Origin of the sequence: Geobacter anodireducens, from assembly GCA_001628815.1 — a bacterium.
Taxonomy (GTDB): domain Bacteria; phylum Desulfobacterota; class Desulfuromonadia; order Geobacterales; family Geobacteraceae; genus Geobacter; species Geobacter anodireducens.
On sequence record CP014963.1, the window covers coordinates 2858895 to 2874454 of the forward strand.

General features: G+C 60.0%; 10 protein-coding genes and 3 pseudogenes. All 13 read right to left on the reverse strand.

Going from position 1 to position 15560, the window contains the following annotated elements:
• Positions 1-109: 109 nt before the first annotated feature.
• A complete protein-coding gene (locus A2G06_13050; protein ID ANA41039.1) occupies positions 110-640 on the reverse strand; it encodes a cob(I)yrinic acid a,c-diamide adenosyltransferase in 531 nt (176 codons plus the stop codon).
• A pseudogene (locus A2G06_13055) lies at positions 637-1547 on the reverse strand (electron transfer flavoprotein subunit alpha). Before A2G06_13055 ends, A2G06_13050 begins: the two are co-directional and overlap by 4 nt.
• Positions 1548-1556: 9 nt before the next feature.
• Complete coding sequence (locus A2G06_13060) at positions 1557-2333, reverse strand: electron transfer flavoprotein subunit beta (GenBank protein ID ANA41040.1); 777 nt, start codon at positions 2331-2333, stop codon at positions 1557-1559.
• A 10-nt stretch (positions 2334-2343) separates the two neighbouring features.
• Complete coding sequence (locus tag A2G06_13065) at positions 2344-4323, reverse strand: electron transporter (protein ID ANA41041.1); 1980 nt, start codon at positions 4321-4323, stop codon at positions 2344-2346.
• A 123-nt stretch (positions 4324-4446) separates the two neighbouring features.
• Positions 4447-5586, reverse strand: coding sequence for an acyl-CoA dehydrogenase (locus tag A2G06_13070; protein ANA41042.1), 1140 nt, complete (start codon positions 5584-5586; stop codon positions 4447-4449).
• Between the two features lie 28 nt (positions 5587-5614).
• Complete coding sequence (locus A2G06_13075) at positions 5615-6397, reverse strand: enoyl-CoA hydratase (protein ANA41043.1); 783 nt, start codon at positions 6395-6397, stop codon at positions 5615-5617.
• Positions 6398-6412: 15 nt separating this feature from the next.
• Positions 6413-7261, reverse strand: coding sequence for a 3-hydroxybutyryl-CoA dehydrogenase (locus A2G06_13080; protein ANA41044.1), 849 nt, complete (start codon positions 7259-7261; stop codon positions 6413-6415).
• A gap of 9 nt (positions 7262-7270) precedes the next feature.
• Positions 7271-8431: pseudogene (locus tag A2G06_13085) on the reverse strand (acetyl-CoA acetyltransferase).
• Between the two features lie 317 nt (positions 8432-8748).
• Positions 8749-9917, reverse strand: a pseudogene (locus A2G06_13090) (peptidase M24).
• Positions 9917-10447: a nitroreductase gene (locus tag A2G06_13095; protein ANA41045.1), complete on the reverse strand. Its 531-nt coding sequence runs from the start codon at positions 10445-10447 to the stop codon at positions 9917-9919. The pseudogene A2G06_13090 and the gene A2G06_13095 overlap by 1 nt, the downstream one beginning before the upstream one ends.
• A gap of 10 nt (positions 10448-10457) precedes the next feature.
• Positions 10458-11516 (reverse strand): acyl-CoA thioesterase, encoded by a 1059-nt coding sequence (locus tag A2G06_13100; protein ANA41046.1) that lies wholly within the window; start codon positions 11514-11516, stop codon positions 10458-10460.
• Between the two features lie 14 nt (positions 11517-11530).
• Complete coding sequence (locus tag A2G06_13105) at positions 11531-14779, reverse strand: methylmalonyl-CoA mutase (GenBank protein ANA41047.1); 3249 nt, start codon at positions 14777-14779, stop codon at positions 11531-11533.
• Positions 14780-14907: 128 nt separating this feature from the next.
• Positions 14908-15480, reverse strand: coding sequence for a hypothetical protein (locus A2G06_13110; protein ID ANA41048.1), 573 nt, complete (start codon positions 15478-15480; stop codon positions 14908-14910).
• Positions 15481-15560: the final 80 nt, after the last annotated feature.

A 15560-nucleotide genomic window follows, 5' to 3' on the forward strand; every position in this document is an offset into this window, starting at 1 on the left:
GTCACCGTTGCCCCAGTCGCGATAGGCGCTGGACCGCCGCCGGAGCGGTGAAGTTCAGGGCTGGATTGCAACCCGTATTCCCATGAGTGGTTGTATTGCATCCCCTTCTCTACTTCTCAATCCCGATCCGGGCCTGGACCCCCTGCTGGTAGTAATGTTTGACCTCCACCATCTCGGTCACCAGGTCAGCGGCATCAATCACGCGGCTGTCAGCGTTTCGCCCGGTCAGGACCAGCTCCACCTGCGGCGGCTTCCGGGAGATCAGTGCCAGGATGTCATCCGCGGATATCAGTCCGAACCAGGCGGCACCGTTGATCTCGTCGAGGATCACCAGGTCGTATGCGCCGCCGGTCAGCACCTGCCGTCCGAGATCCAGCGATTCGCGGGCGATCCGCACATCCTCGGGGTCAAGGTTGTCCCGAAATAACCAAGTATCCCGGCCGGTCTGATGGATGGTGAGAAGGGGGGAGAACTTCGCCGCAGCCATATGTTCGCCATACGGCCCTCCCCCTTTGATGAACTGAATCATGCAGACTCGCATGCCGCGCCCGACTGCGCGCAGGGCCAGCCCGAGAGAGGCAGTGGTCTTGCCTTTGCCGTTGCCGGTATAGACCTGGACCAGCCCGTACTCCAGCATCAGCCGGCAACCTTGGCGGTCAGCGCGGGGATGAACTGCATGACATCGGCCACCACCAGCACATCGGCGATTTCGCCGATCGGGGCGTCCTTGTCCTTGTTGATGGCCACGATGAAGTCGGACTTCTTCATGCCGGCGAGATGCTGGATCGCCCCGCTTACCCCGCAGGCGATGTACAGCTTGGGGCTGACCGTCTGCCCGGTGGTCCCGACCTGGTGACTGTGGTCCACCCAGCCGGCATCCACCACCGGGCGGCTTGCCCCCAGCTCGCCGCCGAGTGCCTTGGCCAGGGCCTGGATTACCGGCACGTTATCCTTCTTGCCGATTCCCCTGCCGGCAGTGACGATCACCTCGGCCCGTGCCAGGTCGACATCCTTGGCCTCGGCCGGCTCGTAGCCGACAAAACTGACACGGCTGTCTGCCGTGGCGCTTACCTGCTGCACCTGGGGGCCCCCCCCGGCTGCACCGCCGGGAAGGCGCCGGCCTGGATGGTAAGGACGGCCCGTGGAGTGGACGGCTTTATGGTGCGGCGCATTTTGGCGTTGCAGCAGCCGACTTCGAACTGGCCGTTTACGATGGCGATGATTTCCGATATCTGGGCCGCCTTCAGCCGGGCAGCCACCCGCGGGGCCAAATCCCAGCCATAGGAGGAGTGCATAAAGACGACGTAGTCCGGGTTTTCTTTCTGGATTGCGTCGAGGATCAACTGCTTGTGCAGGTCTGGGTGGTATTCGCCGCAAGCAGCGGCATCTGCCAGGTAGAGGGTGCCGCCATAGGCTGGCAGTCGAGTGGCGTTTCCCACCAGGAGCATTGCGGTTTCAGCCCCAAGCGCCTGGGCGAAACCACACAGTTCATAGGTGGTATCAAGCAGTCTCCCTTCGCGGTATTCACCGATCAATAGCGCTTTCATAATCGCCTCCTACCGCAGAACCGCGGTTTTTTCTTTGAGTATGCCGAGCAGTTGGTCCACCATCGGCCCCACATCACCTTCAAGGATGACGCCGCAACCCTTCTTGGCCGGGGGATGGAAACTGGCGGTGACCGCAAGCGGATCGACCGTCAGCAGATCGGCAACCGGAATGCTCAATATCTCTTTTTTCTTTGCCTTCATGATGTTGGGAAGCGTCGGATAGCGCGGGGTATTGAGCCCGAGTTGACAGGTAACCAAGGCGGGGGTGGCGAGTCTGGCTACCCCCTTGATCCCCCCCTCGAGCTCCCGCTTGGCGGTAATGGTGCCGTTATCATAGGTAAATCCGACCAGGGTGGTGGCGCAGGCATACCCCAGTTCTTCCGCCACGGTGCCCCCTACCTGTGCTGAACCCCGGTCCTGGGACTGCATGCCGGTGAAGATCAGGTCGTACCCAACCCCCTTCGCATGGGCGGTAATGATGGCGGCGATCTGCCAGGGGTCCTTGCCGGCAACTGCATCGTCCACCACATGGACCGCCTTGTCGCACCCCATGGCCAGGGCCTTTTTGATCGCCTCTACCACCCGGTCCGGGCCGATGGAGAGCACGGTCAGCTCAGCGGCATCCCCCAGTTGCTCCCGCAGTTGGACTGCCTGTTCGACGGCGTATTCGTCGTATTCGTTCATTCGCCAGGCCAGGTCGGCCTCCTCGAACCACGTCCCCTGGCCGTTCGGTTTGAAGCGCGATTCCATGTCCGGAACCTGTTTGACGCAGACAAGCAGTTTCATGGCTTCCTCCCTAAAGTCTTGCGGCAACGATTTCCGCCAAATCTTTCACAACAAGCTCACCTTCGTGCCCGCCGGTCTTGATCCCGTCCTCAAACATGGCTAGACAGAACGGGCAGTTACTTATCAACAGGGGTGCCCCGGTATCCCGGGCCATGCCGACTCGCTTTTCGCTGATCTTGCTGCCGATCTTCTCTTCGGCAAGGATCCTGCCACCGCCGGCGCTGCAGCAGAAGCTGTCGTACCCGGACTGGGCCATTTCCTGAATTCTGCCGCCGGCCGCGGAGATGATGCTGCGGGGCTGATCTATGATATCCATATAACGGCCAAGGTAGCAGGAGTCGTGGTAGGTGGCGACGAACGGCTCCGGCGTCAGCGCAAGCCGTCCCCCCTTCAGGAGTCCGGCAAGGAAGGTGGTGTAATGCTCCACCGGCAGATCAAGCCCCAGGTCCCTGTAATCCCTGCCGAGGGTATTGAAACAGTGAGGGCAGGTGGTGACTATCCGCTTTACTCCGTACCCCTTGATCAGTTCGATAGTTTCGGTGGCCTGCATCTGGTAGAGGTACTCGTTGCCGAGCTTGCGGACCGGCTCGCCACAGCACTTTTCCTCCTTGCCGAGAATGCCGACTCTGACCCCTGCCGTAGCGCAGATTTTGATAAAGCTGGCGGCAACCTCCCGGTTGCGCCTGTCAAAGGAGGCATAGCAGCCTACGAAGTAGAGGATGTCGACTGCTTCCCCGCTCTCCATCAGGGTCACCGGCAGTTCGGCCGCCCAGTCGCCGCGGGCAGCGAAGGCGAGGCCGAACGGATTGGCGTTCACCTCGATGTTGCTGACTGCGGTGCGCACCTCCTCTCCCGGGAAGGCCCCCTCCATAAGGGTCACGTTGCGCCGCATCTCCAGAATCTTGTTGACATGCTCGTTGTTGGCTGGGCAGATGTCCTGGCAGGCCCGGCAGGTGGTGCAGGACCAAATTGCATCTATGCCGACGGTTTCGATCAGGCTGGCATCAGGAGTGGTCTTGGCCAATTCGCCGATCTGCTTGATCACCTTCATCGGCGACAACGGCTTGCCGGTGGTGTGCGCAGGGCAGCGGTCCTCGCAGCGGGCACAGGTGGTGCAGGCGTCGGCGTCGAAGATATCCTTCCAGGTGAGGTCGCCGATGGCGGCTGCACCGAACTGCTCGGTGTTCTCATCCTCCATGTTGATCGTCGCAAGCGCCCCCTTCGGTTCAAGCGGGGCAAAGAAGGCATTCAGGCTGGTGGTGACGATATGCCGCAGCTTGCTGTAGGGGATGGCACAGAAAAAGCCGAGCACCAGCGCAAAATGGATCCACCAGAATATTTTGTGCATGGTTCTGATCGAATCTTCGGTAAAGCTGGTGAAGAGGTGGGCAACCAGATAACCGACCGGCGAGAAGCGGGCAAGGTCCGGGTTCTGGGACAGTTCGGTGACGGCCATCCTCGCTCCCTCGATCAGGAAGCCGGTGATCAGGATGGCAAAGAGCAGTTGGTGGATGATGTAATCCTGGTCGACGGTTTCAAGCCCTTCGGGTTTCTTTACGAACCGGCGGCAGAAGAGCCCGCCGAGCGTCATGAGCGCCGTCAACCCGGCCAGGTCGAGCACTAGGGAGAAGGCCTTGTAGAACTTGCCGGAAAGGAGGTTGACCCCCATCAGGGGGGTGAAAAAATCCGCCTGCAACATCACGAGCAGGGTGCCGGCAAAGAGGGTCAGCCCCCCCCATAAGAAGAGCGAGTGCGGCAGGCCTCCAGCCCGGACGCGCGCTACCTTCTCCTGGCCGAATATCTCGCCGATCATCCGCTTAACCCGCTCATCATAGCGATCGAACCGGTCGAGTGCTTTCCCCTGGCGGTAGATGGGAAGCCTCTTCCAGACCCCCCAGGCCATACAGGCGAACGCTGCCATGCTCAGGGAGTACATGGGGAGCACCACGCCGTGGCCGATGTTCCAGTAGATTTCGCGAGTGACTTCCATACACATTACTCCTTTAGTGGACCGTTCATAGGTTCGTCAGGCCAAGGCGCCAAGGAGGAGCGCGGTGGCGTCGATTGGATGTCACAAGCGAGCGACGCCGGCATGGCGGGAATAAGGACGTTCCTATGACAACAGCAGTTTCGAGATCACCACCCGCTGAATCTCATTCGTCCCTTCATAGATTTCGGTGATCTTGGCGTCGCGGTACATCCGTTCCACCTCGTAGTCGGCAATGTAGCCGTAGCCACCGTGTATCTGCATCGCCTCCTTGGTGACATAGGTTGCCGTTTCCGAGGCGTGCAACTTGCACATGGCCGAATCCATGGTGTAGTTCCTCTTGTTGTCCTTGAGCCAGGCTGCCCGATAGGTCAGCAGCTTGCTGGTTTCGATCCGGGTCCACATGTCGGCCAGCTTGAACTGGATCCCCTGGAACTCGCAGATCGGCTGATCGAACTGCTTACGCTCCTTGGAGTAGGCCAGGGCCCGCTCGAAGGCCCCTTCGGCGATGCCGAGCGCTTGGGATGCGATGCCGATACGCCCGCCGTTCAGGGTGTCCATGGCGATGTTGAATCCCTTCCCTTCCTGGCCGAGCAGGTTTCCCACCGGGATACGCAGATTGTCGAAGGCGAAGGCAGTGGTGTAGCTACCGCGAATCCCCATCTTGTTCTCATTCTTCAAGATTGTCACACCGGGCGAGGAAAGATCGACGATAAAGGCGCTAATTCCCTTGTGTTTAAGGCTGCGGTCGAAGGAGGCGATCACAATGGCGGTGCCAAGGTAGCCGCCGTTGGTTATGAAGGTTTTGCTGCCGTTGATGACGAACTCGTCCCCTTCACGCTTGTACATGGTGGTGGTGCCGCCGGCGTCTGATCCGGCATTGGGCTCGGTGAGCATGAAGCAGCCGATCTTCTTGCCGCTGTTCAAATCCGGCAGCCACTCATTCCGCTGCTCTTCGGTGCCGAAGACATAGATCGGATTGGAGCACAGGGAGGTATGAGCAGAGATCAGCACGCCGCTGGATCCGCAGGCCTTGGAGACTTCCTCTACTACGATGGCATAGGAGAGCATGTCCAGCCCGGCCCCACCATATTCCTCGGGGAAGTAGCTGCCGAGAAAGCCCATTTCACTCATCTTCGCGACCAGTTCATCGGGGATGGCGTGGTCTTCGTCGATTTTTACCGCCAGCGGCTTGATCTCTTTGTTGACGAAGTCGCGCACGCTGTCCTGCAATACCTTGTGGTCCTGGTTCAGTTCAAAGTTCATAGATCGCTCCCTTACGCACGCCTTCGGATTACTTGCCGGTGAATGCCGCTTTCCGCTTTTCCACGAATGCTCCCATCCCCTCCTTCTGGTCGGCAGTGGCGAACAGCACGCCGAAGAGGGATGCCTCGTAACGGAACCCATCCTCCTTGGTCATGTTCAGGCCATTGGCAATGGCATCCTTAGCGTAGGCAACGCCCAGGAGACCGACACCGGCGATGGCTGCCGCCGTTTCTTTCGCCCTGGCCATAAGCTCCTCAGGAGGAAACACTTCGTTGGCGATCCCCCAGGCCAGCGCCTTGTCAGCCGTAATGACCTTCCCGGTGAAGATCAGCTCGTTGGCCTTGTTGGGGCCGATCAGCCTTGGCAGGTTCTGGGTGCCACCGAAGCCGGGCATAATGCCGAGGGTAACTTCAGGGAAGCCGAGCTTGGCTTTGGCCGATGCATAGATGAAATCGCAGCCGAGGGCCAGCTCAAGGCCGCCGCCGAGGGCAAATCCGTTAACAACTGCAATCAACGGGGTCCTCATCTTCCCCATGGCCAGCATCACGTTCTGGCCCTTGCGACCGAACTGGTGCCCCTCATAGGCGGACATCTCCGACATCTCCTTGATGTCGGCGCCAGCCACGAACGCCTTCTCCCCTGCTCCGGTGAGAATGATCACCTTTGCAGCCGGGTCGTACTCCAGTTGGTAGAGGGCACAACCAAGCTCGGTCAGCGTTTCGCTATTGAGCGAATTGAGCGCCTGCGGGCGGTTGATGGTGAGGGTGACGATGCCGTTGTCGTTTTCGATCAATAGGTTTTTGTATTCCATCTCAAACCGTCCCCTTTATTGGTATACGTAAAAGCCTTTTCCAGACTTTCGCCCCAGATACCCGGCGTTCACCATCTTAACCAGCAGCGGGCATGGGCGGTATTTCGGATCCTTGAACCCGTCGTACAGCACGTTCATGATCGCCAGGCAGGTGTCGAGGCCGATGAAGTCGGCCAGTGTAAGCGGCCCCATCGGCTGGTTGGTCCCAAGCTTCATCCCTTTATCGATGTCCTCTGCAGTGGCGATCCCCTCATAAAGGGCAAATACCGCCTCATTGATCATAGGCATCAGGATGCGGTTGACAATGAAGCCCGGATAGTCCTGGGAAACGGCAATCTCCTTTTCCAGCTTGGCCACCAGTTCGAACGTCACGCCAAAGGTCTCGTCGCTGGTGGCGTGGCCACGGATGATCTCCACCAACTTCATCACCGGCACTGGGTTCATGAAGTGCATGCCGATCACCTTTTCCGGACGCTTGGTGACCGCTGCGATCTTCGTGATCGGGATAGACGAGGTATTGGTGGCGAGATACGCACTTGCCTGGACGATACTGTCCAGTTTCCGGAAGATCTCCAGCTTGAGCGGCTCATGCTCGGTGACCGCTTCTACCGCAAAATCGACCGATGCCAGATCCTCCATTGCCATGGTAGTTTTGATCCGTCCCATGGTCTCTTCCACGAGGGAGGCGGGGATGACTTCCTTCTTCGCCTGCCGCTCCAGGTTCTGGCGGATGGTTGCCACCGCCTTGGCCAACTGCACCTCGGCTATATCGAACAGAACTACGTCGTAACCGAACCGGGCAAAGACATGGGCGATACCGTTTCCCATCTGGCCTGCACCGAGCACCCCCATCTTCGTGATCATAATTTCCTCCTAGACTCTTTCAAAAATGACTGCCACCGCTTCGCCGCCACCGATGCAGAGGGTGGCCAGACCGTAGCGCAGTTGGCGTTTGTGCAGTTCGCGGATAACCGTCGCCGCCAGGCGTGCGCCGCTGGCACCGATCGGATGGCCGATGGCGCAGGCGCCGCCGTTTACGTTAACCTTGTCCAGCGGCAGTTTGAGCGCCTTGATCGCCAGCAACACTACGGAAGCAAACGCTTCATTTATCTCGAACAGGTCGATGTCGCCCATGGTCAGGCCGGCCTTGGCCACGACCTTCTCAATGGCGCCGATGGGTGCATCCGGGAAGTTGTCCGGATGGCGGCTTTCAGTGGCGCAGGCCACGATGCGGGCCTTCGCCTTCAGGTTATGCCTCTTCAGGCCATCGGCGTCGGTGAGCAGCGCGAGGGCGGCGCCGTCGTTAATGGTAGATGCGTTGCCGGCGGTGATGGTGCCGTCCTTTTTGAAGACCGGCTTCAACAGCGCTAGCTTTGCCGGATCGCCCTTGAACGGCTCTTCGTCGGTGGCCAGCACCTCCTCGCCCTTCTTGCTCTGCTTTACGACCGGGACAATTTCGTCGACGAACAGACCGCCGTTTACGGCAGCCTGGGCTAGCTGATAAGAGCGGGCGGCAAACTCGTCCTGCTCCTCCCGGCTCAGGCCGAACCGGGCAACGCTTGCCTCGCCGATCTCCCCCATGTGCCTGCCTGTGTAAGGGTCTGTCAGCCCGTCATAGATCATCAGGTCGAGAAGCTGGCCGTGCCCCATCCGGTAGCCAGTACGGGCCTTCTGCATGACGTAGGGGGCAAGGGACATGCTTTCCATCCCCCCGGCAATCACTACCTGGGAGTCCCCGAGCCGGATGCGTCGGCACCGAGCATGATCGCCTTCAGGCCACTGCCGCAGACCTTGTTGATTGTCAGGGCATGCGCCGAATCGGGAATACCCGCGCCGCGCCTGCGCCTGGCCGCAGCCACCCGACAACACCTGCCCCACGATCACCTCATCGACCCTGTCCGCTGCCAGGCCGGTCCGAGTCAACAGCCCCTGCATAACCGTTGTCGCCATCTGTGGCGCCGTCACGTCCGCCAGCATGCCATTAAAGGACCCAAATGGGGTTCTTAAGGCATCTACAACAAACACATCACTCATCATCCACCTCCAGTCGGGAACTTTAAGCCCAGCATACTGTACGTTTACGTTCATGTCAACCACCAATAAAACACCTTTATAGCATTGTGCGCTTTTTCAAAAAGCATTGTCCCTTATTCGCGAATAGTGCCCGCCATTTCATCGACAACACATCTATATGGGCGTATTGAGGGGAATCAGAAAAAAGAGGGGCACCCGTCGGCTACCCCTCATTTTATAACACCATGGCAGAACAAACAGATTAGGCACGGCAAAGAGTTATCCGAAATACACCCCTGAAGTGGTGAATTTCGGCGCAGGTGTGATGGTGTTTCAGACTAAAGGAAGACGATGTCGTCCGGCAGGTCGGTTATCTTCACTCCTCCCCCTGTGCTTACCGCAAAGGTGTTCTCGATACCCACCACCCGAGGTCGGGGAACACGAATTTAGGTTCGATGGCAACGGTCTGGCCTGCCTTAAGCGGCACCTTGAATCCATGGGCGATGACCGGGAACTCGTCCAGCTCCAGTCCGACGCCATGCCCGACGAAGCGGGCATTCTCCCCAGGGGCACCCATGAAGTTCCGGCTGAGACCGGCCTGTTCGGCCATGTCGGCCGCGGCGAGGAACAACTCTTCGCAGATGGCGCCCGGCTTCAGGTTAGCGCTGAGGTACTGCTGGATAGCAATGGCGGCATCGAAGGCGCGGCGCAGGGTCGGTTCAAGGTTGCCAATGACGAAAATCCGGGTCATGTCCACGATGTAGCCGTTGAAGACCCCCGTATAGTCGATGAGGATCGGGGTGTTTGCCGCGACGGTGGCGGTGGATGGGCCATGAGGTGAGGCGGCGGAGAGGCCGCGCCCCGTGACCGCGCCATCGAAGAAGCCGGGCTGGCCGGAGGTGGCAGCGGACACGGCAAGCCCCTGGAACAGTTCCTGGTTGAAGGCCCGCATCCGCACGTAGCCTTCGCTGCCGGCCTTGCGCAGGCGGCACTCGAACTCGGCCGCCAGGTCGATCTCCCGCATCCCTGCCCGCAGGAACTGGGGAACCTGGCTGAACACCTCGCACAAGCGGACACCGCTCTCGTGCATCCGCTCCAACTCCCAGGCCGACTTGACTGACCGCAACTCCCGGTTGATGGCCGAAACGTCGACAAACTCCTTCCCTTCCAGGAGCTTCGCGTAGAAGTTGCACTGCTGGACCGGCGCCACGTCGAAGGTAAAACCGACCCTCCGGATAGTTGGTTTGAAGAGGGCCGGAAATTCCTTGCTCGACGGGAAGGGACGGGTGTCGGCGACCAGGCTTTCCTCCTGGGCTCTGGCGAGACTCTTGCGCACCAGCAGGAGGGGGTTCCCTTCGGCCGGCACCCAGAGAACCGCGTTCTGACGCGTGCCGGTGAAATAATAGATATCAATCGGATAGATGAAGAGCGCCCCGTCGATCTCCTTGGTGCGCAGTTCCTGCTGCAGTCGGATGATCCGCTGCTCGGATTCCACTCTGATCGGCATCAGTTTTCCCCCCATTTTTCGAAGTAGGCAATTTCGTTGAGTTGCTTGCGGGGCCGCGGCTTCGGGTCCTGGTCCGGATAACCCAGGGGGGTGATGCCGACAATCCGGAACGTGGGGGGGATGCCCAGCCCCTTCCGGATCAGGTCTTCGTTGAAGAGCCCCATCCAGCAGGTGCCAAGCCCCATTTCCGTCGCAGCCAGGCAGAGGTGCTCGAGGGCCATGGCCGTGTCTGCAACATAATAGTGAATCCCGTTTTCGATCCCCGACTCGGCAGGGTCGGCACAGACCACGATCGTCACCGGTGCGGCCGCGATCCCCTTTTTCCCCGGGTTGTCATCTCCGAATCCAGCCAGGATTTTCTCCCGCTTGGCAGCATCGGTCACCACCAGAAAACGCCAGCACTGCTGATTCTTCCACGACGGGGCCAGGCGGGCCGCCTCCAGCAGATGCTCGACGGCTTCGCGCCCCACCGGTGTGTCTTTGTACTTCCTGATGCTGCGTCGATCCTGGAGAGCCTGCAGTAATTCCATTCTCATCCTCCTAGAGCATAGGATAGTGGCCGGTGAGCGCCTGCAGGCTCCGGTGGGCCTCCAGGTAACGGGCATCTTCTCGGTAGGTCGTCGGGAAGATGGCAGGGACCGGCCGATGGTTCAGGTCCCGGTCCACATTGACAAAGGTGAAGAGACAGGAGTTGGAGAGGGCCTTGCTAGAGCGGTCGCGACTGATCCGCTCGATGCTCGCCTCGACGCAGACGAAGCTCTCCGCGGTATATACCACCCGGCTGGTGAAGTGCAGCTTGTCTCCAAGGCGGACGGGATGGAAAAAATTGATCCGGTTCACGGCGGCGATGATGGAGCGATCCGGCGCTACCAGTTCCGAGCAGATTCCCGACAGTTCATAGGCCCGCCGCACCAGGTAGCCACCGAAGACCCGCTGCGGCACGTACTCCTGCTCCGGATACATCCGCTCCCATGCGTCGGCAACCAGCCGGCCTGCGACAAGGCCGGCAAAACCCGGCTCCTCCTGGGCTTGGTGCATCCGGCTCAGCAGATCGTACTCTTCCCGGCTCGGAGGGGCTTGCAAGGCAGCCTGCTGCTGCCGGTACTCCTCGCGGCCGGCCATCACCTTGGCCGCCCGCTGCTGCTCCAGGTAGTCCAGGTATTCCAGGGGAGGGAGCGGCAGACTCTCCCCCGCCTCGGCCCCTTCCCGAGCGGCCATGGTGAAGTAACACGAGGCGATGTGCAGTTCCCCTCCCCCTCCAGGTGCCATGGCAGGATGTTCCACCCGGATGCCGATTTCCAGCGAGGAGCGCCCCACATGGTTGATTCTGGCCTGCAAGACGATGTCACGGGTCACGTCCACCACATGCCGGACCACGATGTTGTCGATGGCCGCAGTGACCACCCGCCCCTCCGGATGGGTCCGCCGCACATAGGCCAGCGCCGTCTGTTCGGCCAAAATATCCAGATGCTCAAGAAGCAGGCCGAAGCGGAAGTTCCCCCGGATTTCCTCGTCAATCACCGTGAAGCGGCGACGAAGCGCCAAATCGCTCGCAAAGGGGAGTGTAGTAGTCAGTGATGTGTCAAGGGGTCTGGTCATGGCGCGTCATCCCGTTACATGTTCCTCCGGTATTTGCCGCCGACTTCGTAGAGCGCATGACTAATCTGCCCTAGTGACGCAACCTTTACGGTTTCCATCAATTCTGCAAAGATGTTGCCCCCACTGGTGGCCACCTCCTGCAGACGTTTGAGGGCGGCCGGGGCCTCGTCCCGGTTCAGTTCGTGGAACTTCTTAAGGTTTCGAATCTGCTGCTCCTTTTCCTCCTTGGTGGCCCTGGCCAGTTCGCTAGGCACCTGCTGCCCCCCCTCGCCTGCACGCGGGTTGAGGAAGCAGTTGACCCCGATGATCGGGAGTTCGCCGGAGTGCTTCTTGCTCTCATAGAGCATGGACTCGTCCTGGATCTTTGAGCGCTGGTACTGGGTCTCCATGGCTCCCAGCACCCCGCCCCGCTGGTCGATCCGCTCGAACTCGGCAAGCACCGCCTCTTCCACCAAATCGGTCAATTCCTCAATGATGAACGACCCCTGACAGGCGTTCTCGTTTTTCGTCAGTCCGAACTCCCGGCTAATGATCATCTGGATCGCCATGGCCCGGCGCACCGACTCCTCGGTGGGGGTGGTGACCGCTTCGTCATAGGCGTTGGTGTGCAGAGAATTGCAGTTGTCATAGATCGCCATCAAGGCCTGCAGCGTCGTACGGATGTCGTTGAAGTCCATCTCCTGGGCATGCAGCGAGCGCCCCGATGTCTGGATGTGGTACTTAAGCTTCTGGCTCCGCTCGTTGGCACCGTATTTTTCCTGCATCACCACCGCCCAGATGCGACGGGCCACCCGTCCGATCACCGTGTACTCCGGATCGAGTCCGTTGGAGAAGAAGTAGGAAAGGTTCGGCGCAAAGTCGTCGATATGCATCCCCCGCGACAGGTAGTACTCCACGTAGGTAAATCCGTTGGAGAGGGTGAAGGCGAGCTGGGAAATCGGGTTGGCGCCTGCCTCGGCAATGTGGTAGCCGCTGATGGAGACCGAGTAGTAGTTGCGCACCTTCTGCTCGATGAAGTACTGCTGGATATCCCCCATCATCTTCAAGGCGAATTCGGTGGAAAAGATGCAGGTATTCTGCCCCTGGTCCTCCTTGAGGATGTCGGCCTGGACCGTGCCGCGCACGGTCTGCAGGGTGCAGCTCCTGATCTCGGCATATTCGGCGCCGCTCGGCTCTCTGCCGTGCTGCCCCCTGAACCGCTCCACCTGCTGATCGATGGCGGCATTGAAGAAGAAGGCGAGCATCATCGGCGCCGGGCCGTTGATGGTGATGGAAACGCTCGTATTGGGGGCGCAGAGGTCGAAGCCGGCATAGAGCTTCTTCATGTCCTCCACCGTGCAGATGGAAACTCCGCTCTCCCCCACCTTGCCATAGATGTCGGGCGGGTAGTCCGGGTCCTCGCCGTAGAGGGTGACGCTGTCGAAGGCCGTGGAGAGCCGCTTGGCGTCGTCATCCTTGCAGAGGTAGTGGAAACGGCGATTAGTCCGCTCGGGCGTCCCCTCGCCAGCAAACTGGCGTTTCGGGTCTTCCTCGGCCCGTTTGAACGGGAACACCCCGGCGGTAAACGGGAAAAGCCCCGGAGCATTCTCGAGCATGCTCCAGCGGACGATCTCCCCCCAGTCGGCGAAATTGGGGAGGCAGACCTTGGGGATGCGCGTCCCGGAGAGTGTGGTGGTGTAGAGGGCGCTGCGGATCTCCTTGTCCCGCACCTTGGTGACCAGATGGTCCCGGGCGTAGGTCTCCTTCAGGCAGGGCCAGTCGGCCAGGATCTTCTTCGGCTCCTCCTGCAACCGCGCTTCATGCTGGGCGATCTGTTGATCCAGGTCGGCAAGGGACGGGGAGTCGCCCAACAGCTCCTTCGCCCCCTGCAACTGGAACAGTCGGCGGGCCACGGCGCTCTGCTCCTGCACTCGCTTGCGGTAGCCACGCACCACCTGCACGATCTCTCCGAGGTAGTGGACTCGGTCCGGTGGAATGATGTACTGCTTGAGGCTCTCCCGCTCGGTGATCACCAACTGCGATTGTAGTTTCAAATCCAACTTGCGGTTGAGGGTGTCGATGAGGGACCGGTAGAGCACGTTGGTCCCCGGGTCGTTGAACTGGGCAGCGATGGTCCCATACACCGGCAGATCCTCGTCCGCCACCTCAAACAGGTTGCGGTTACGTCGGTACTGCTTGCGCACGTTGCGCAACGCATCCTCTGCCCCCTTGCGCTCGAACTTGTTAAGGGCCACCAAGTCGGCGAAGTCGAGCATGTCGATCTTCTCCAACTGGGTCGGGGCGCCGAACTCGCAGGTCATGACATAGAGGGATACATCAGCGATATCCACGATCTTCGCGTCCCCTTGGCCGATGCCGCTGGTCTCGACGATCACCAGGTCGAAGCCGGCAGCCTTGACCACGTCGATGGCGTCGCGGATGGCAGCCGAGAGCTCCGAATGGGAGTCGCGGGTGGCGAGGGAACGCATGTAGACCTTGCTGGTGTTGATGGCATTCATCCGGATCCGGTCCCCCAGGAGTGCCCCGCCGGTTCGCTGGCGGCTCGGGTCCACCGCCAGGATGGCCACGCTCTTGTCAGGGAAGTCCCGAAGGAAACGGCGTACCAGTTCATCGGTGAGGGAGCTCTTGCCGGCACCGCCGGTGCCAGTCACCCCTACCACCGGTGCGGGGCGGGCCAAGGCGCGGATTTGCTCCCGCAGCGGGCCGTAACCGGTAGTATGGTCGTGCACCGCCTGCTCCGCCAGGGTAATAAGGGTGTTGACGGCGCGGATGTCCTGATGCTGCAGTTTGGTGATCTCCTCGGCGATATTCCGCTGCGGCGCGAAGTCGCACTCCTTGAGCATCAGGTTGATCATTCCCTGCAGCCCCATACGACGGCCATCCTCAGGCGAGAAGATCTTGCTGATGCCGTACGCTTCCAGTTCACGGATTTCATCCGGGATGATTACCCCCCCTCCTCCACCGAAGATATTAATCTGCTCGGCACCGCGCTCTCGCAGTTGATCCTTGATGTACTTGAAAAACTCAAGGTGCCCCCCCTGATAACAGGAAACCGCGATCCCCTGGGCATCCTCCTGGATGGCAGCGGTAACGATTTCGTTCACCGACCGGTTGTGTCCCAGGTGGATCACCTCGGCGCCAGACGATTGGAGGATGCGACGGATGATATTGGTCGAAGCATCATGACCATCGAAGAGGCTGGTAGCGGTAACAAAGCGGACCTTGTGAGTGGTGCGATAGATTTCAGGGGTTGCTGTATGCATAACGGTTCTCCCGATTCGGTATTGTAGGGCGCTTTCCACGGTTGCCCGGCTCGACACGTCCACTGCCCACTCCCCCTTTACCAGTCGATGCGTATCTCGCCTCCACTGACAAGAAGCTCTGCCTGGGATCATTCCCCTACTACAAACTCCCAGGCACACAAAAAGGTATCAGGGTGAGCATCGGGCGGACAGGCGATGCAGCGGGTCGTAATCCGTGGATCGATCGCCCGGGCAAATTCAGCATATTCCACCATCCCCACCTCCTTGCAGGGGAAGTCAGGAAGGCCCTTGCGCTTGCGAGCCGATTGGACGCGGCAGTCCAGCATCCGGAATATCACCCGCCGGTCGCTCTGCTCTATGACATCCTGCAGGTTCAATCGTGCATAGAGCCTGTGGCGCAAACACTCAACAAGCGCAGGAATTCCCCCTCCAGGCCGCAACCCGAGCCGCTCCATGATCCTCTTCGCCTCTATGACCGTGAAGTATCTCCACGCCTCGATATCTGCATCGATGGCAACATCAATACCGTATCGCTTCTCGACTGCCTGGAACCAGAGGCCATCGTGCGCTAGCCAGTTCTTTGCGTCGTCAATGATGATCCTGATCAGCTCTTCCTTACTCTGCCGGTTGAGAAGCTGAATCCCCTCGTCGCCCGTGACAGCCGATGGCACTCCATAGCGTTGCAGCTCCATCTCTCCCATTGCTCTCCTCCCCGAATGGTACGTTTACTAACGGCGTTACGGCAAAGAAGCCCCCCGTGCCGCAGCACGGGGGTGCGTTC